Below are 17,811 nucleotides of genomic sequence, written 5' to 3'. Positions count from 1 at the left end.
CGGCCGTCACCGATGCGCCTCGTCGGGCCGGGCGTCCCGGGCGCAGCGGAAGCCGCTGAAGATCTGCCGCCGGATGGGATAGTCCCAGTTGCGGAACGTGCCGCGGCAGGCCGCCTGGTCGGTGCCGAAGGAGCCGCCCCGCAGCACCTGGTAGTCGTCGCCGAAGAAGACCTCGGAGTATTCCCGATAGGGAAAGGCGGCGAAGCCCGGATAGCCCCGGAAGGGGGTGGCGGTCCATTCCCACACGTCGCCGACGAGTTGGTGCACCCCGAACGGCGAGACCCCTGCCGGGTAGGCGCCCACCGGTGCCGGCGACAGGTGCCGCTGGCCCAGGTTGGCGTGCGCGGAGGTGGGGTCGTCGTCGCCCCACGGATAGCGCCGGGACCGGCCGGTCGCCGGATCCCACCGGGCCGCCTTCTCCCACTCCGCCTCGGTGGGCAGCCGCTTGCCCGCCCAGGTGGCGTACGCCTGCGCCTCGTGAAAGCAGACGTGCACCACGGGCTCGTCGTCGCGGACCCGATCCCACCGGCCGAACCGCCGGTAGGACCAGCCGTCGCCGTCCCGCCGCCAGTGCATCGGCGCGGCGAGCCCGGCCTGCCGGCGATGCCGCCAGCCCGCCTCGGTCCACCAGCGCGGGTCGTCGTATCCCCCGTCGGCGATGAACGCGCGGTACGCGCCGTTGGTCACCGGTGCGGCGTCGATGACGTACGCGGGCAGGTCCACCCGGTGGGCGGGGCGCTCGTTGTCCAGCGCCCAGGGGTCGGTGTCGGTACCCATCACGAACGGGCCGGCGGGCACCAGCACCTCGGCGGGCACCCGTACCGTCGGCTCCGGTGGCGGTGGCGCGTGCAGTGCCACGGGGCCGGAACGCAACTGGTGGGTGGCGAGCATCGTCTCGTCGTGCTGCTGCTCGTGCTGCACGATCATGCCGAAGGCGAAGCCGTCGGCGACCAACCGATCGCCGTCGAAGGTGACACGATCGAGCAGGTCGTACACCTTCTCCCGGACCGTGGCCACGTACGCCCGGGCCTCCGGCGGCGGCAGCAACGGCAACGAGGGGCGGTCCCGACGCGGCTGCTTGAACGCGTCGTACAGGTCGTCGATGTCGCACCGGACCGGCTCCCGCCCGCCGACGTCGCGCACCAGCCAGAGCTCCTCCTGGTTGCCCACGTGCGCCAGGTCCCACACCAGCGGGGACATCAACGGTGAGTGCTGACGCATCAGGTCGGCGTCGTCCACCGCCTCGGTCAGCCGGGCGGTGCGGGCGCGGGTACGGGCCAGTTCCGCCGCGATCCGGCCGCGCAGCCCCTCGGCGTCGCGGTCGATGCCGGTGTCGGTCACCGCTGACTCCCTTCTGCGGCGTCGCGCCGCCGTCGTAATCCGTGGTCGATATCCCGGTGCAGGCCGGGCGGCAGTTCCAGCCGCGGCAGCGCGGTCCGGGCCAGGTCGAACAGATGAGCGGCGGCCCGGGCCAGGGTGGCGTCCCGCAGCCCGTACCGCGCGGCGCGGTGCCAGCCGTCGGCGGCGGACGCGGTCACCGCCATCGCGGCGGCGATCGTGTCGGGGCCGCTGAGCAGTGCGCTGAGCACCGCCAACGGCAGGATCCAGCCCCGTCCCGGTTGGGCGTCGAGGTAACGGACCTCCAGGTAGCCGCGTGGCCGCACCGGCGGAAAGAGCGTGCTGACGTGGTATTCCAGGTCGTCGACGCGGGGCCGTCGGTGCAGCGCCCCGTCGAGCCAGTCGGCGAACGTGACGTCCGGCGGAGCTGTCCAGTCCGGACCGTCGCCACGGACGCAGAGCAGCGGCGCGGCCAGCACGTAGGCCGTCCAGGCGGCGACCGGATCCCGGTCGGTCAGGGCAGGCGTCCAGACCGGGGCGGTGCGGGCGGGATCGATGCGCCACCACGCGCCCATCCGGGCCGACGCCCAGCCGGTGTCACGGCCGGCGTGCCGAGTGGCGGTTGCGAAGGCGGCGAGCAGAGGCGGCCCGACCGCGTGTACCAGTTGCCAACGGGCCGGCAACTGCTCGGGCTGCCCGGCGTCGAGACAGATCTGCAGACCGGCCGTGCTGTACATCATCGTCCGCCCGTCGGGCCCGCGACGGTCGAAGACCTGGCGCATGGCGCGATAGCGGGGAGTGTCGATCACCGGCCGGGGATGTCGGTACGGGTCGATGCCGGCCCGGCCGAGAGTCAGGCCGGCGGCGTTCAGAAGTGTGGTGGCCTGCGCCACGTCGGACTGGGTGGCCTCGATCAGCGCGGCGACACCGGTTCGTGGCGGGGTGGAGATCTCCAGTTGGCCACCGGGCTCGACGGTGATCGCGCCGCCCTGGAGCAGGCGCCGGGCCGGGCTGGTCGGGTCCAGCGTGGTGGGTCCGTACGGCCCCAGTGCCGCGCGTAGCCGTGCGGCGTCGACGGAGCGCACCGGATCGACCGCGTCGTGGACCGTCCATTCCAGCTCGACCCCGGTGAGGGTAGGTGGACCGGTCTTGAAACAGATCCGGGCGAGGTGCCGGGCCGCGGCGGCACGGTCCCGCAGCACCGGGATCCGGTCCACCTCCGGTGACATCACCATGCGTGGCTTCCCTCCCCGATCGATCCACCGCCACGGTAGCCCACCCCGGTGACATCGAAACCTCGTGAACCTGAACCGCACGGTGTTAACGCACCGGCTCCGAACGCCGGACACACGTCGCCGTCCACGGCAGGTGACGAGGCGATTCGCCCGGGGTCGGAGTCGGCGATCCCGCCACCATCTGTGTATCAGGGGACAACCGTGCGCGCAGGGATTTAACGATTCGTTCGAATTCGGCCCGGGATCGGGGTGGTGCATCTTCGCGCGGACCGCCGGACCGAGGTGTGACTCAGCCGGCGGCGCTTCCGGTCGGCTCCGGGTCGGCCCGCAGGCCGTGGCAGTACTCCTCGACGTGTTCCACGCCGCCGGCCGCGACCACGAGTTCCTCGAAGGCCGGCGTACGCAGGGCCCGTTCCCGCTGCCGTGCCGTCTTGGCCAGATAGGCCCGGCACAGGCCCGGACGGTCGGTGGTGTTGTCCGAGTTGCCGGGGCCGATGTTCCCGCTGGCCCCGGGACCCGGTGTCACCGAGGCGCTCGGCGACTGCGCGGGCGGGGAGGCCGAGTCACCGGTCGGACTCTCGGTCGGGGCCGCGGTGGCCTCGCCGGTGGGAACGGCCTCCCCGGACGGGGTGGCCTCGGTGCTGGATGCCGGCGCGGCGGGGCTGGTGACAACCGGTGCCGAGGCCGGGCCGGAGCCGTCCAGACCGGCCGCCGCCAGGGCCACGCCCGCGGTGGCGGTGGCCGCCAGCCCGGCGACCCAGGCCACCATGCCGACCGTGAACCGGTGCCGTCGTCGCCGGGGGGTCGACACCGCCGCGCCGGGTTCGCGGGCGGTGCGGAACGCCGCGACTGCGGCCTCCTCGCCGGCCAGTTCCCGCTCCTGGACCGGACCGGCCGCGGCCCGCAACAGGTCGGCGAGCGGGCCATTCGGATCCAGCGCCGTCCGGGTGGGTCGGGCGTGCGAGGCGGCGTCCAGCAGCCGCTCGTGGTCACCGCGCCGCGAACGGCTCAGCATCACTCGGAGTCCACGCATGTCAGCCGTCCACCGGTTCGGTCTGCGGCGGCAGGCCGGCGCGTCGCCGTGCCCGGATGTCGGCCGCGGTCGGGACATCGTCGGGTGCGGTGCTGGCAGCTCGCTGGTCCAGCATAACGGCCAGCCGGCGCAGGCCACGGTGGGCGGCGGTACGCACCGCACCGGCCCGACGGCCGAGCACCCGCCCGGCGGTCTCGGCGTCGAGCCCGATCACGGCACGCAGCAGGACCGCCTCGGCCTCCCGGGGCGGCAGGCTGGCGATCATCGCGAGCGCGGCCTCGGTGCCGAGACTCTCGCCCGCCCGTTCGGCGGTGTCCGCATCCCCGGCCAACTCGCTGAGTTCCTGCACGGGCACCGGCAGGGCGGGGCGACGGCGCTGCCGGCGCAGGTGGTCCATCGCCCGGTTCCTGGCGATGGTGACGGCCCAGGCACGAAACTCACCGCCGGTGAAGGTGGGCAGGTCGCGGGCCACCTGCAACCAGGTCTCCGACGCGACGTCCTCGGCGTCCGCACCGACCAGGGCGGTCAGGTAGCGCAGCAGCCCGGGCTGCAGGTTGCGGTACAGGTGACGGAAGGCGTCCTCGTCACCGGCCCGAGCGGCCGCCACCAGCTGGTCCAGGTCACCGGTCACGGTCGCACCGCCGACCCGCCGGCCGCTTCCTGGCGGCACACCGAACGGCGGCACGCGTCGGCTCGGCCCACTCCGCGTTCCGCACCCCACCCCCGTCGAACTGAACGAACCGGGCTCGTACGGCCCGGTGGCGAATTCTCGCCGACAACGCCGAGGACCACAACCTGACCGTGCGCCGGTCCCGAGCGACGGGATCGGGACTGACGTTGCGAAACGCCGCCGCCGCCGGACAGGGCGTGACGGGTGCATCGCAGTGAGAATTGTCTACCGGCGCCACCGCGGTTCGCCGTAACGCGGCGCGGGCCCACGACGCTACGGACGGTCGTACCGGGCCGAAACCGACGGCGATGTGACACCCTGTGCCGCCAGGGTCACCGTGGGACATCCGTGGTCCGTGGTCGACGGCTGCGTCGACCGAGACACCGGCGCGACCGTCGGCACCGCCCGACCCGCCGACGCGCCGTCCGAGCCCGCTGTGGGTACGGTAATGCTGTGTTGGCTTCGGAGGTCGTACTCAGCGGCCGTTACCGCTTGGACGAACGTGTCGCCACCGGCGGCATGGGCGACGTCTGGCGGGCGACCGACCTGATCCTCGGACGGCAGGTCGCGGTCAAGGTGCTGCTGCCCTCGCTCGTCTCCGACCCCGACTTCATCGCCCGGTTCCGCGCCGAGGCGCGGATCATGGCGGCGCTGCGGCACCCGGGGATCGTGCAGGTCTACGACTGCGGTGAGGACGACCTGCCCGACGGCAGCCGGGCCGACTACCTGGTCATGGAGTTCGTCACCGGTCAGCCGCTGTCCAAGCGGATCGAGGCCGAGGGTCGCTTGGACGTGGGCCTGACCATGTCGGTGGTGGCACAGTCGGCCCAGGCGTTGCACGCCGCGCACGCCGGCGGGATCGTGCACCGCGACGTCAAACCGAGCAACCTGCTGATCCAGGAGGACGGCACGGTCGTCCTGGTCGACTTCGGCGTGGCCCGCTCGACGAACGTCACGAGCATCACCAGCACGAACGCCGTGCCGGGCACCGCTCTGTACATGGCACCCGAGCAGGCCGCCGGGCGACCGGTCTCCGGTGCGACGGACCTGTACGCGCTCGGCGCCGTCGCCTACTGCTGCCTGACCGGCAGTCCGCCGTTCACCGGCGACAACCCCCTCCAGGTTGCCGTGCGGCATCTCGACGACCCGCCACCGGAGCTGCCGCACGACATCCCGGAAGCGGTGCGGGTGCTGGTCGACCAAGCCCTGGCCAAGGACCCGGCGGACCGGTTCAGCAGCGCCGCGGCGATGGCGGAAGCGGCACGGGGGGCCGTCTCCGAGGGGGCCCTGCCGGCCACGGTGGTCCCGATGACCACACCGCTGCGCGACGCCGGGCCGGACACGCGCACCGGACTGCCGGTGATCGACGCACCGCCAGCGGGGCGTCGGCGACGCGGCAAGCTGGTGGGTGCGCTGACCGCCGTGCTGGTGGGGATGACGGCGCTCGGCGCGGTGCTCGGCGCCACCCAGGAGGCGGACACCCCGGCGGTCAAGCTGCCGACCACCGCACCGGCGGTGGAGTCCACCGACGAGGAAGCGGCACCACCGAGCACGCAGGAAAGCGCACCGGCGAAGGCGCCGTCGCTGCTCCCGGCCGGTTCGACGACCCGGCCGACCGAGTCCCCGTCCCCCGAGCCGTCCTCGCCGCAGCCCAGCGAGTCGAGCGAACCCGCGTCGCCTGAGCCGACCACGTCCAGCCCCGACGCCCCCGAGCCGACGGCTTCGTCCAGCGCCTCCACACCGCCGGTCTCACCCACATCGTCGCCGCCCAGCACCCCGCCCGTGGTAGACCCGCCGCCGGACACCGACGACGGCGGGGGCGGGGGCGGGGGCGACTGACCACACCCGCCACAATCTCCCCGGGATTCCCAAAACGGACGTACGGCACCAGACCGCGTTCTAGGCTCCTCACCAGCAGTTATCTCCTACGGTGCGGGAGTCCGGGTGAGCGTGGAGAAGTTGGTAGTCGTCGGCCAGGGTTACGTCGGTCTACCGCTGGCCATGCAGGCCGTCGAGGCCGGCCTGGACGTGGTCGGCCTCGACGTCGACGCCGACCGGATCAAGCGCCTCGCCTCTGGCGAGTCGTTCGTGGCGGACATTCCCGCCGACCGGCTCGGCCGCGCGCTGGCCACCGGTCGGTACCGCCCGAGCACCGAATACGCCGATGCCGAGGACTTCGACATCTGCGTCGTCACCGTGCCCACTCCGCTGCGCGACGGCACGCCCGACCTGAGCTGCGTGGAGCAGGCCGGTAGGGAAATCGGGCCGTACCTGCGGCCCGGCTGCACGGTGGTCCTGGAGTCCACCACCTACCCCGGTACCACCGAGGAGCTGCTCCGGCCGCTGCTGGAAGCGGCCAGCGGACTGCGCAGCCCCGGGGACTTCCACCTCGGGTACAGCCCCGAGCGGATCGACCCGGGCAACCCGACCTGGCGGCTGGCCAACACCCCGAAGGTGGTTTCCGGGGTGGACGCCGCCGCGCTGACCCGGATCGACTCGTTCTACCGGCGACTGGTGGAGCGGACGGTGCCGGTGGACTCGACCCGGGTCGCCGAGCTGACCAAACTCATCGAGAACACCTTCCGGCAGGTCAACATCGCCCTGGTCAACGAGCTGACGATGCTCTCGCATCAGTTGAACATCGACGTGTGGCAGGCGATCGAAGCGGCCGAGACCAAGCCGTTCGGATTCATGCCGTTCCGGCCCGGGCCGGGCGTCGGCGGGCACTGCCTGCCGATCGACCCCTGCTACCTCTCCTGGCAGGTCAAGCGCCGCCTCGGCCGGCAGTTCCGGTTCATCGAGCTGGCCAACGACGTCAACCACGAGATGCCCGAACACGTGGCGCAACGGGTGATGGCCGGGCTGAACCGCTCCGGGCGGGCGGTCAAGGACGCCCGGCTGCTACTGCTCGGGCTGGCGTACAAACGCAACACCGGGGACATGCGCGACTCGCCGGCCGTCGAGGTCGCCCGGCGGCTGCGGGAGCTCGGTGCCGAGGTGCGGGCGGTCGAGCCCTACGCCGAGGCGCACCACCTGCCCGCCGGGGTGCTGACGGTGAGCCTGACCGCGCGGGAGCTGCGCGAGGCCGACGGTGTCGTGGTGGTTACCGACCACGACGTGTTCGACTACGACCTCGTGGTCCGGCATGCCCGATACGTCTTCGACACCCGCAACCGCTGCACCGGCCCCACCGTGGAACGCCTCTGACCAGCGGTCCGCGAGCGTGGTCAGGACGGTAGAAGATCGCGCATCCGGGCGATCTCGACGGCCTGCTCGCTGGCCACGGAGGTGGCGAACTGCTCCACGGTCAGGTCGACCCCCACCTTCAGTACGTCGGTCGCCATCACCACGGCGCCCTCGTGGTGCTCGGTCATCATCCGCACGAAGAGACGGTCGAACTCGGTGCCTCGGGCGGCCGCGAGCCGGCGCATCGCCTCGGCCGACTGCATGCCGCGCATCGTGGCGTGGTCGTGCCCGTCGACACCGGCGGAGAGTCCCCGCGCGGTCAGCCAGGCCCGCAGCACACCAATCTCCGGGCCCTGGCTGGCCCGGATCCGGTCGGCGAGGGCCCGCACCTGCGCTTCGGCGGACCGGTCTGTGGCCAGATCCGCCATCTCCAGCGCCTGCTCGTGGTGCGGGATCATCATCCGGACGAACCAGGTGTCCAGCCCGTTGTAGCGCGGTGGCGCGTCGTCGCGTACCTCGTCGGCGGGGCGCTCGACGGCCTCCTCGCCAGGGCGACCCGGCACGATGACCGGCGGCACGGAGGCGTCCGCCGGGCCCGGCGCGGGGCTGGCGGTGGAGGGCGCGGTGGCGGCGGCCGGGGCCGGATCGTCCGACGTGGAGATATCAGCCCGCAACGCGAAGCCTCCGACGGCGAGCGCGACGACAATCGATGTGACGGCGGCAAGTAGCCGTCCACGCCGAGCGGTCATGCCACACCTCCTCCGGGTCGAGGTCGCTGCGATCGTAACCATTCACATTAGACGTCGATTGTTACTTCGATCACATCGATGATGGTCGTCTTCGCGTAGGGTACGGCCAACGTCACTACCCTCTCGAAGGGCGTCGCCGATGGTCGGATTGACCCTGCCACGGGGGCGGCAACTGCGCATCGTCAGTGTCGCCGCCACCGGGCTCCTCCTCGCCAGCGTCGCCGTTGCCTCACCCGGCAACGCGCAGACGGTCTCGTCAGCGGCAAACGAGCCCGCCGCGGCCGTCGAGGCACCGCTCGGTGTCGACGAGATCGCCAGCAGCCCCAACCTCAAACTGGTCGCCAACCTGCCGAAGCAGGCGCCGTTCGACACCACCGCTGCGCTCGGCACCGACATCGCCTTCCAGGGCAGGTACGCCTTCGTCGGCAACTACGACGGCTTCGTCATCTACGACGTCGCCAAGCCGAGCAAGCCGAAGATCGTCTCCCAGGTGCTCTGCCCGGGCGCGCAGAACGACGTCTCCGTCTACGGTGACCTGCTCTTCCTCTCGACGGACTCGTCCCGCAACGACGACTCGTGCAGCAGCACCTCCCAGTCCGCCACGAACAAGGAATCGTGGGAGGGCATCAAGATCTTCGACATCAAGCACAAGGCCAGTCCGCGGTACCTCAAGGCGGTCGAGACGGCCTGCGGCTCGCACACGCACACGCTGGTACCGGCGAAGGACAAGAAGTCGGTCTACCTGTACGTCTCCTCGTACAGCCCGAACGCCGCCTTCCCGGACTGCCAACCGCCGCACGACTCGATCAGCATCGTCAAGGTGCCGCTGAGGAAGCCGACCGACGCGGCCGTCGTCGCCACGCCGAACCTCTTCCCCGACGGTGGCTACGAGGGTCGTACCGGCGGCTCGGCGACCACCGGCTGCCACGACATCACCGCGTACCCGACGAAGGACCTCGCCGCCGGTGCCTGCATGGGTGACGGGGTGCTGCTGGACATCAGCAGGCGGGAGGCGCCACGGGTGCTGCACACCGTGCGGGACACGACCAACTTCGCGTTCTGGCACTCGGCCACGTTCAACAACCGTGGCACCAAGGTCGTCTTCACCGACGAGCTGGGCGGTGGCGGCGGCGCCACCTGCAACGAGACCGTGGGCCCGGAGCGCGGTGCCAACGCCATCTACGACATCACCGGTCGGGGTGGCGCGCGCGAGCTGGAGTTCCGCAGCTACTACAAGATCCCGCGGACCAACGGCGACACCGAGAACTGCGTGGCCCACAACGGCTCGCTCATCCCGGTGCTCGGCAAGGACATCATGGTCCAGGCCTGGTACCAGGGTGGCGTGTCGGTGTGGGACTTCACCGACTCCCGCAAGCCGAAGGAGATCGGCTACTGGGAGCGCGGCCCGCTGTCGGACAGCCAGCTCATCGTGGGCGGCTCCTGGTCGGCCTACTACTACAACGGGCACATCTACTCCTCCGACATCCAGAAGGGGCTCGACGTGCTCGAACTCAACGACTGGCGGACGTGGACGGCCAAGCTGGCCCACTTCCGCGAGCTGAACGTGCAGACCCAGCCCAGCTACCTCAGCTGGTAGGACCAGCGCACCGATCGGGCCCGGCCGCCCCCGTACGGAGGTGGCCGGGCCCGGTCGCGTCACAGCGGCACCGGTTGTCGAGTTTCCTCCCACCTGTCGCGGGTACCTCGTCCGTCACGCAGGAAGGGATGGAAGATGACGCGCAACGAGTACCACGTGGTGCCCGACGGCACCGGCTGGAAGGTCGAGCAGGGCAGCACCGTCGTCGGGACGTACGACACGAAGCAGCGGGCGGTCGAGGTCGGACGCGAGACGGCGCACGGCAACGAGCCCAGCCAGCTCGTCGTGCACACGGCCGACGGGAAGATCGAGACCGAGTACACCTACCAGGACGACCCGTACCCGCCCGCCGGCTGAGCGGGGCACACCGACGGCGGCCCGCCGACACCATCCACTCCGGGTGCGGTCGGCAGGCCGCCGTCCCGGCTCCGCTGGCACGCCGGTTCGTGCCCGCCGCCACCGGCAACGGCACCGGAACAATCTGCCGGCCTAACTGGACGGGACGCGGCGGTCCAGCCAGCCGATCCACCACCGGGCGGCCGCCCGCCGCGCCGGCCTCGACCGGACGCGACGGCGTCGCCGCGCACCCGGTCCACCCCGATCGGCGGACGAGCGACTGGCGGGCGGCCACTCGGTTCAGGCCCGACGCACCGGTAGCTGCAACTCGGTGACCCCCTTGTCGGCCTCCTCGGGCCAGTACTCCACGTAGAGCTCGCGAGCGTAGCCGTCCGGCCGCCAGTCGTTCTCCTCGATCCAGCGGGCCAACACCTGCATGCTGCGGTCGGCCGTGTCCATCGGGCCGTGGTGGATCGTCGTCGCCGCCGTGATCGCCGGCAGTTCCACCACGGCGACGCCACCGGCCGCCGTCCCGCTTTCGATCCCCACCCCGGCATGCACGACCACGCCATCGCCGTCGGGGACTTGGTCGTACCAGGCCACCGCCGGACCGGCCGGGTTCACCCCGGCTGCCTCCAGCCGGCGGAACAGCTCCGGGTAGAGCGGCGTCAGTACCGGACCGATGTCCACGGGCTCGTAGCTGCGGGCAACGGCACTCAGCTCCGCGACCCGGATCGGCGGCACCTGCTTGAGCACGACATCCTGGCTGGTCATTCGACCCTCCGTCTCGATCATGTGGAGTCTCGCCTCGACGCTTGACAGCCGCGCCGTGTCCGCCGCCAACTGGGCCGCCAACTGGGCCCGGCGCAGCCGCAGCATGCCCCGCAGCTCACCGAGGTCGATCGCCTCGTCGAGGATCGCCCGCACCTGGGCCAGGGTCAGCCCGAGGTCCTTCAGCGCGATCACCCGGTTGAGCCGACCCAGCTGGGCGGCGGTGTAGTAGCGGTAGCCGCTGTGCGGGTCGACGGCGGCCGGCGGCAGCAGCCCGAGGCTGTCGTAGTGCCGCAGCATCCGTACCGACACGCGGCCCAGGCCGGCGAAGTCTCCGATGGTCAACATGGCACCCTCCACGGTCGGCGCTGACACCGTGTCAGAGTCAAGCCGGCGCCGCCGGACGCCGGCAATGCCTCAGCCGGGCAGTGGGGCCTCGTCGCCGCGGTTGCGGCGTGGGTACACCAGCCGGCGCATGACCGGGGTGGCGTTCCACCTCGCCGCGCCGACCAGGTCGCGGGCGTGTTCGAGCATTCGTCGAAAGATCGCCGGGTCCGCCTCCGGGCCGATGCTGAGCATGAACCCGCACACGGGTCAGCTTCCCATCTCGGCTTCGTACGCCCGGCGCAGCCGCAGCGTCGCCGACGGCGCGAGGCAGACGTGCCACGCCTGACCCTCGTCCACCACGTTGATCTCGCCCGCCCGTTGCCGGTTCAGCAGCAGCGCGGCCAGGGTGTCCCGGGTTCCGAAGCGGCGGTGCCACTCCATCTCCACGTCCACCGCCCAGCCCAGGCAGTGGCCGCTGGGCACCATCGCGGCGTACCCGAGGCGCCGCAACCGGTACTGGTGTTCGGCGCTGCGGACCAGGCTGGTCACCCATAGCGGTGGGGTGCCCACCGGGGTGGCGGCGGCGAACTCACGACCGATCTCGTTGAGCAGGGCGATCACCTCACGGCGTGCCCGGCGGAACAGCAACCCGGCGGTACGCGGCGTGGCGTCGGGCAGCATCCGGCGGCGCAGCGCGCGTACGCCCCGGCCGACGACCGTGCGGGGCTGCTCGGTGTACTGGAACCGGAGCAGCCCTCGCCGCCGCAACCACTCCAGGTCGACCAGTTCGGCGCTGTGGTTGACCTCCGCGTCGGTGAGGAAGGTGGCGGCGTCACGCCACCACATCACGTCGATGCGGGACAGCAGGTAGATGCGCACCAGCGCGGCCAGGTCAGCGGCGGAACTGCGCTCGTTCGGCTGGTACCGGGCCATCTCCAGCAGCAGGGTCTCGCGGGCTCCGATCAGCCCCTGGGAGGTGGCGTCGAGCACCTGCATGATGGCCGGCTCCCGCAGCCGCTGGTCGATCAGCACCTGACGCGCCTTCGCGCTGCTCACCCCGGCGAGCGCGCTCACCTCGACCAGCAGTTCGGCCACGGCGTCGCGGTAGGCCGCCAGGTAGGGCGGGGCTGCGGCGAGCGGGCGCCCGGTACCCGGTGGGCGTCGGCGGGCCGGGGTCACGGGGAGACCTGGTCGGTGTCCCGGGCTTCGGCTGGGCACTCGCATGATCGGTCCTCTCTGCCGCCGCGACGGTCGCCTATGACAGAGAGTAATCACACCAATCCGGATGAGCATGAGCAATGCTCCTGTTTACCTCTAAGACGCGCTAATCGCGCGGAAGGCCGCGCGCCGCCAGGTAGCACCCAGACCGGGCACACCGCACGCGTCGCCACCGTTGCGAGGCGTCACCCGGCCCGGCTGGTCGGCCGGGTGGCGGGCAGGAGGGCAGCCATGGTGGCGTCGGTCGTCGGCGAGCCGGCGCCAGAACCGCCAGGCACCGTCGTCGACCGCTAGCGCAGCAGCGAGTCGAGCAACTCCTGCTGGTCGCCCTCGGCGACGCCGCGCACATGTTCGGGTGGTCGCCGCAGCGGACCGGGGAGCGTGATGAAAGGCTTGACCCATGAGTTCCACGCCCGTACCGCCCGACCCGTCCGCCGAGCCGCCCGCCTTCACGGAACTCGGCCTACGACCCGAACTGCTCGCCGCGCTCGCCGCGCTCGGGTACGAGGAGCCCACGCCGATCCAGCGGGAGGCGATCCCGCCGCTGCTGGCCGGGCGGGACCTGCTCGGGCAGGCGGCGACGGGCACCGGCAAGACGGCGGCGTTCGCCCTGCCGCTGTTGCAGCGGATGCCCGACGACCGGGCCGGCGACGACCCGCACGCGCTGGTACTGGTGCCGACCCGGGAACTCGCGGTGCAGGTCTCCGAGGCGTTTCACCGCTACGGCAAGGATCTCGGCGCGCGGGTGCTGCCGATCTACGGTGGGCAGCCGATCGGTCGGCAGCTGCGGGCGCTGGACGCCGGGGTCGACGTCGTGGTGGCCACCCCCGGCCGCGCCCTGGACCACATCGCCCGGGGCACGCTGCGGCTGGGCAACCTCGCCAGCGTGGTGCTGGACGAGGCTGACGAGATGCTCGACATGGGGTTCGCCGAGGACATCGAGTCGATCCTGGAACACGCCCCCGAGCAGCGACAGACGTTGCTCTTCTCCGCCACCATGCCGGCACGTATCGACGGGATGGCCCGAGCGCACCTGACCGACCCGGTGCGCATCCTGATCGCCCGCGAGCAACCGGTGGCCGGCGAGGCCCCCCGGGTACGGCAGAGCGCGTACCTGGTGGCGCGGGCGCACAAGCCGGCGGCGCTGGGGCGCGTGCTGGACGTCGAGTCACCCACCGCAGCAATCGTGTTCTGCCGCAGCCGGGAAGAGGTGGACCGACTCACCGAGACGATGAACGGTCGCGGTTACCGGGCCGAGGCGCTGCACGGTGGCATGAGCCAGGAACAGCGGGACCGGGTGATGGGGCGGCTGCGCGCCGGCACCGCGGACCTGCTGGTCGCCACCGACGTGGCGGCCCGTGGGCTCGACGTGGAGCAGCTCAGCCACGTGGTCAACTTCGACGTGCCGTCGGCGCCCGAGTCGTACGTGCACCGCATCGGTCGGGTGGGCCGAGCCGGCCGGGAGGGGGTGGCGATCACCCTGGCCGAGCCCCGGGAACACCGGATGCTCAAGACCATCGAGCGGGTCACCGGGCAACGGATCACGATCGACAAGATTCCCACGGTCGCCGACCTACGGACCCGTCGGCTGGAGCTGACCCAGGCCGCGCTGCGGGAAAGCCTGCTGGAGGACGACCTGGACCCGTTCCGGGTGATCGTCGAGACGCTCAGCGACGAGTTCGACCTGATGGAGGTGGCGCTCGCCGCCGTGAAGCTGGCCCACGAGGCGACGCTGCCCGGTTCCGACGAGGCCGAGGAGGAGATCCCGCAGGTCGCGGTCCGCCCGCCCCGGGAGGGCCGGTCGACGGGGTACGAGGGTCGGGGCGAGCGCCGACCGGCGCGCCCCCGCACCGCCGGCACCACCCAGGTCTTCATCGGAATGGGCCGGCGGGCCGGGGTGCGTCCACAGGATCTGGTGGGCGCGATCACCGGGGAGACCGGGGTCCGGGGCAGGGACATCGGCTCGATCGAGATCGCTGACCGCTTCTCCCTGGTCGAGGTGCCCCTCGCCGTCGCCGAGGAGGTCATCGCCGGGCTACGCGGCAGCACCATCAAGGGCCGCAAGGCCACCGTCCGCCGGGACCGCGAGGGACGCCCCGGCGAGCGTCGCTTCGACGGCGGCGACCGGCGCGACCGACATTAGGTTCGGTCGCCCTCCCGCGCCCGGGCGCCCTCGCCCGTTCCGCTCGTGCACCCGCCCCCGGCCGGGGGGCCGGGGGCGCGTGCACGGTCAGGCGGCGGTGACCCGCTGTCCGCCCAACGAGGCCGGGTCGATCTCGGCGGGGCGCAGCGCCAGCGCGAGCACGTCGGCGACGTCGGCCAGGGTGTGCACGGTCAACGCCTCGCGAACCTCGGTCGGCAGGTCGTCCAGATCCGGTTCGTTGCGGGCCGGAATGATCACCTCGGTCAGTCCGGCCCGGTGCGCCGCGAGGAGCTTCCGCTTCACGCCGCCGATGGGCAGCACCCGCCCGGAGAGGGTCACCTCGCCGGTCATCCCGAATTCGGGGCGTACCGGCCGGCCGCTGGCCAGCGACGCCAGGGCGGTGACCATCGTGATGCCGGCGCTGGGGCCGTCCTTGGGCACCGCGCCCGCCGGGACGTGCAGGTGGATCCGCCGCCCGGCGAGGGCGTTCGGGTCCAGGCCGAGACGCCGACCGTTGGCGCGCAGGTAGGACAGGGCGATGTGCGCAGACTCCTTCATCACGTCGCCGAGCTGGCCGGTGAGGGTCAGCCCCGGCTCGCCGTCCATGCTGGTCGCCTCGATGAACAACACGTCTCCCCCGGCGCCGGTGACCGCAAGCCCGGTGGCCACGCCCGGTGTCGCGGTGCGTTCCGCCGATTCCGGGGTGTGCTTCGGCCGGCCGAGGTAGCGGACCAGGTCGTCGGCGCCGACGCGGGCGGGGGTCGGGTCCCCGGCCAGGGTCACGGCCACCTTCCGCATGATCTTCGCCAGGGCACGCTCCAGCTGTCGTACACCGGCCTCGCGGGTGTACTCCCCGGCGATCCGCGCCAACGCCGCGGCGTCCACGTCGACCTCGTCGGCGGTCAGCCCGGCCCGCTCCCGCTGGCGCGGCAGCAGGTGGTCGCGGGCGATGGCCACCTTCTCGTCCTCGGTGTACCCGTCCAGCGTGACAAGCTCCATCCGGTCCAGCAGCGGCCCGGGAATGGCCTCCACCACGTTGGCGGTGGCCAGGAACAGCACATCGGACAGGTCGAGGTCGACCTCCAGGTAGTGGTCCCGGAAGGTGTGGTTCTGCGCCGGGTCGAGCACTTCCAGCAGGGCCGCGGCCGGATCGCCGGCGTATCCCACGGAGACCTTGTCCACCTCGTCGAGCAGCACCACCGGGTTCATCGAGCCCGCCTCGCGCAGCGCCCGGACGATCCGTCCGGGCAGCGCCCCCACGTAGGTACGGCGGTGTCCCCGGATCTCGGCCTCGTCGCGAATACCGCCGAGGGAGACCCGGACGAACGTCCGGCCGAGCGCCCGGGCGACCGACTCGCCGAGGCTGGTCTTGCCGACGCCGGGCGGGCCCGCGAGGGCCAGTACGGCACCGGAGCCGCGACCGCCGACCACCCCGAGATCACGTTCGGCGCGTCGGTTGCGCACCGCCAGATACTCCAGGATACGGTCCTTGACGTCGGCCAGGCCGGCGTGGTCGGCGTCGAGCACGGCCCGCGCCGCAGCCAGGTCCGTGTTGTCCTCGGTACGCGTGCTCCACGGCATCTCCAGCACCGTGTCGAGCCAGGTACGGATCCAGCCCGCCTCCGGGGAGGCGTCGCTGGCCCGCTCCAGCTTCCCGACCTCCCGCAGAGCCGCCTCGCGTACCTTCTCGGGCAGGTCGGCGGCCTCGACGCGAGCCCGGTAGTCGGCCGAGCCGTCCGGGGCGTCCTCGCCAAGCTCCTTGCGGATCGCGGCGAGCTGCTGGCGCAGCAGGAACTCCCGCTGCGACTTCTCCAGCCCCTCGCGGACGTCGGAGTTGATCTGCTCGGTGACCTCCTGCTCGGCCAGGTGGTCCTTGACCCAGCCGACGAGCAGTTCCAGCCGGGCCGTGACGTCCGCGGCGGCCAGCAGCTCGGTCTTCTGCCCCAGGCTCAGCCACGGCGCGTAGCCGGCCGAGTCGGCCAGCTCGCTGAGGTCGGTCATCCGCTCCACCGCGTCGATGACCTGCCACGCGCCGCGTTGCTGGAGGACGGAGGTGACCAGAGCGCGGTACTCGCGGGCCAGTTCCCGGGCTTTGCCGGCCGGGGCCGGATCATCGATTTCGGACGCCTCGACCCACAGCGCCGCGCCGGGACCGGGCACCCCGGAGCCGATGCGGGCGCGGGCGAGGCCGCGGATCACGGCGGCCGGTTCGCCGCTGGGCAGCCGACCGACCTTCTCGATGGTCGCGATCGCGCCGACTGAGCCGTACTCGCCGTCCAGGCGGGGCACGGCGAGCAGCTTGCGGTCGCCGGAGGCACGCGCCGCGTCGACCGCGGCCTGGGTGGTCGGGTCGAGGGTCACCGGAATGACCATGCCGGGCAGTAGTACGGCGTCGGTCAGTGGAAGTACCGGAAGAGTCGCCATCGAACACCTGCTATCGCATATGAGTTGAGCGTGTCTGGCTCAAGTCGCGCCGGACCTCGGTTGTTCCGCGATGTGATCCAGCACACGACTGGGGTCGGCCGAGGCTCACAGGGGTGGACCGCGCCCACGCCGAGCAGATCCGAAATCGGGGATTTCGATGTCACGCAAAACGCGAACCGCCGCAGGGCGCGCTTTTGTTGCGTAATTGGCGGACGATCAGTCAAACTTTGAGCACACCCCGTCAGACACAGGGAGTAATCGACGATGGCCAAACAAGTAATCACGGTGCTGACTGACGACCTCGATGGCGGAAAGGCCGACCGCACGGTCGAGTTCAGCCTGGATGGCGTGGCGTACACGATCGACGTTTCCGACGAGAACGCGGGTGTCCTGCGGAAGGCGTTGGATCCGTTTATCGATGCCGGCCGGCGACTGGGCCGTGGTGCCGCCGACACGGGCCGCAACCCACGTCGTGGCATCGGTTCGGCCACCCCCGGAATGAACCGCGAGCAGAACCGTGCCGTCCGCGAATGGGCGGTCCGGAACGGCTACAAGATTTCCGAACGTGGTCGCATCCCGGTCGAGGTGGTCGAGGCGTACAAGAACCGCTGAGCAGCGGAAATGTCGCTCTGGCGCGGTTAGGAATCGGGTCACGACAGGATTGCGCCGGCTTTCCTCCACGCAGCGGGGGGGGGGGGGGGGGGGGGGGGGGGGGGGGGGGGGGGCGGGGGGGGGGGGGGGGGGGGGGGGGGGGCGCGGGGGGGGGGGGGTGTGGTGGTCGCGG

15 protein-coding genes are annotated in these 17,811 nt (G+C 71.9%); 6 read left to right on the top strand and 9 right to left on the bottom strand.

Features of this window, described 5'->3' with window-relative positions; genetic code table 11:
* Positions 1 to 6: 6 nt before the first annotated feature.
* The 4 genes from egtB to AC2CHE_RS16730 all read right to left on the bottom strand — a co-directional run bounded on the left by egtB (position 7) and on the right by AC2CHE_RS16730 (position 4,237).
* The gene (gene egtB / locus AC2CHE_RS16745; RefSeq protein WP_484505811.1) at positions 7 to 1,341 is read right to left on the bottom strand and encodes an ergothioneine biosynthesis protein EgtB; all 1,335 of its coding nucleotides are present in this window, start codon (positions 1,339 to 1,341) and stop codon (positions 7 to 9) included.
* Positions 1,338 to 2,573 carry an ergothioneine biosynthesis glutamate--cysteine ligase EgtA gene (gene egtA, locus AC2CHE_RS16740; protein WP_484505810.1) on the bottom strand — a complete coding sequence of 412 codons (1,236 nt, stop codon included), beginning with the start codon at positions 2,571 to 2,573 and terminating at the stop codon, positions 1,338 to 1,340. Before egtA ends, egtB begins: the two co-directional genes overlap by 4 nt.
* A gap of 289 nt (positions 2,574 to 2,862) precedes the next feature.
* Positions 2,863 to 3,588 (bottom strand): hypothetical protein, encoded by a 726-nt coding sequence (locus AC2CHE_RS16735; protein WP_484505809.1) that lies wholly within the window; start codon positions 3,586 to 3,588, stop codon positions 2,863 to 2,865.
* A gap of 19 nt (positions 3,589 to 3,607) precedes the next feature.
* On the bottom strand, positions 3,608 to 4,237 hold the full coding sequence (locus tag AC2CHE_RS16730) for an RNA polymerase sigma factor (RefSeq protein WP_484505808.1): 630 nt from the start codon (positions 4,235 to 4,237) through the stop codon (positions 3,608 to 3,610).
* A 492-nt stretch (positions 4,238 to 4,729) separates the two neighbouring features.
* Here AC2CHE_RS16730 and AC2CHE_RS16725 point away from each other — a divergent pair, with 492 nt between their 5' ends.
* Both AC2CHE_RS16725 and AC2CHE_RS16720 read left to right on the top strand, forming a co-directional pair.
* Positions 4,730 to 6,115 carry a serine/threonine-protein kinase gene (locus tag AC2CHE_RS16725; protein WP_484505807.1) on the top strand — a complete coding sequence of 462 codons (1,386 nt, stop codon included), beginning with the start codon at positions 4,730 to 4,732 and terminating at the stop codon, positions 6,113 to 6,115.
* 105 nt (positions 6,116 to 6,220) lie between these two features.
* Complete coding sequence (locus tag AC2CHE_RS16720) at positions 6,221 to 7,483, top strand: nucleotide sugar dehydrogenase (RefSeq protein ID WP_484505806.1); 1,263 nt, start codon at positions 6,221 to 6,223, stop codon at positions 7,481 to 7,483.
* 20 nt (positions 7,484 to 7,503) lie between these two features.
* Here AC2CHE_RS16720 and AC2CHE_RS16715 read toward each other — a convergent pair whose 3' ends face one another.
* Complete coding sequence (locus tag AC2CHE_RS16715) at positions 7,504 to 8,211, bottom strand: DUF305 domain-containing protein (RefSeq protein WP_484505805.1); 708 nt, start codon at positions 8,209 to 8,211, stop codon at positions 7,504 to 7,506.
* Between the two features lie 139 nt (positions 8,212 to 8,350).
* Between AC2CHE_RS16715 and AC2CHE_RS16710 the strand changes: the two genes are divergently transcribed.
* Positions 8,351 to 9,808, top strand: coding sequence for an LVIVD repeat-containing protein (locus tag AC2CHE_RS16710; protein ID WP_484505804.1), 1,458 nt, complete (start codon positions 8,351 to 8,353; stop codon positions 9,806 to 9,808).
* A gap of 135 nt (positions 9,809 to 9,943) precedes the next feature.
* Positions 9,944 to 10,165, top strand: a complete 222-nt coding sequence (locus AC2CHE_RS16705; RefSeq protein WP_164447321.1) for a DUF2188 domain-containing protein — start codon at positions 9,944 to 9,946, stop codon at positions 10,163 to 10,165.
* Positions 10,166 to 10,444: 279 nt separating this feature from the next.
* On the opposite strand, the gene AC2CHE_RS16700 is transcribed toward AC2CHE_RS16705, so the two are convergent.
* The 3 genes from AC2CHE_RS16700 to AC2CHE_RS16690 all read right to left on the bottom strand — a co-directional run bounded on the left by AC2CHE_RS16700 (position 10,445) and on the right by AC2CHE_RS16690 (position 12,466).
* Complete coding sequence (locus AC2CHE_RS16700; protein WP_484505803.1) at positions 10,445 to 11,263, bottom strand: MerR family transcriptional regulator; 819 nt, start codon at positions 11,261 to 11,263, stop codon at positions 10,445 to 10,447.
* Positions 11,264 to 11,332: 69 nt separating this feature from the next.
* Positions 11,333 to 11,494 (bottom strand): hypothetical protein, encoded by a 162-nt coding sequence (locus AC2CHE_RS16695; protein ID WP_484505851.1) that lies wholly within the window; start codon positions 11,492 to 11,494, stop codon positions 11,333 to 11,335.
* A 15-nt stretch (positions 11,495 to 11,509) separates the two neighbouring features.
* Positions 11,510 to 12,466, bottom strand: coding sequence for a DUF5715 family protein (locus tag AC2CHE_RS16690; RefSeq protein ID WP_484505802.1), 957 nt, complete (start codon positions 12,464 to 12,466; stop codon positions 11,510 to 11,512).
* 394 nt (positions 12,467 to 12,860) lie between these two features.
* On the opposite strand from AC2CHE_RS16690, the gene AC2CHE_RS16685 reads away from it, so the two are divergent.
* Entirely contained in the window at positions 12,861 to 14,603 is a 1,743-nt protein-coding gene (locus tag AC2CHE_RS16685) for a DEAD/DEAH box helicase (RefSeq protein WP_484505801.1), read from the top strand.
* Between the two features lie 87 nt (positions 14,604 to 14,690).
* Here the strand turns inward: AC2CHE_RS16685 and lon are convergent, their stop codons facing one another.
* Positions 14,691 to 17,027, bottom strand: coding sequence for an endopeptidase La (gene lon, locus AC2CHE_RS16680; protein ID WP_484505800.1), 2,337 nt, complete (start codon positions 17,025 to 17,027; stop codon positions 14,691 to 14,693).
* Positions 17,028 to 17,291: 264 nt separating this feature from the next.
* Between lon and AC2CHE_RS16675 the strand changes: the two genes are divergently transcribed.
* The gene (locus AC2CHE_RS16675; RefSeq protein ID WP_484505799.1) at positions 17,292 to 17,639 is read left to right on the top strand and encodes a histone-like nucleoid-structuring protein Lsr2; all 348 of its coding nucleotides are present in this window, start codon (positions 17,292 to 17,294) and stop codon (positions 17,637 to 17,639) included.
* Positions 17,640 to 17,811: the final 172 nt, after the last annotated feature.

The sequence above is a fragment of the Micromonospora sp. ATLC16 genome, from assembly GCF_057196645.1.
Note: the sequence above shows the minus strand (reverse complement) of the source record. Positions and strands in the feature narration are given on the sequence as shown.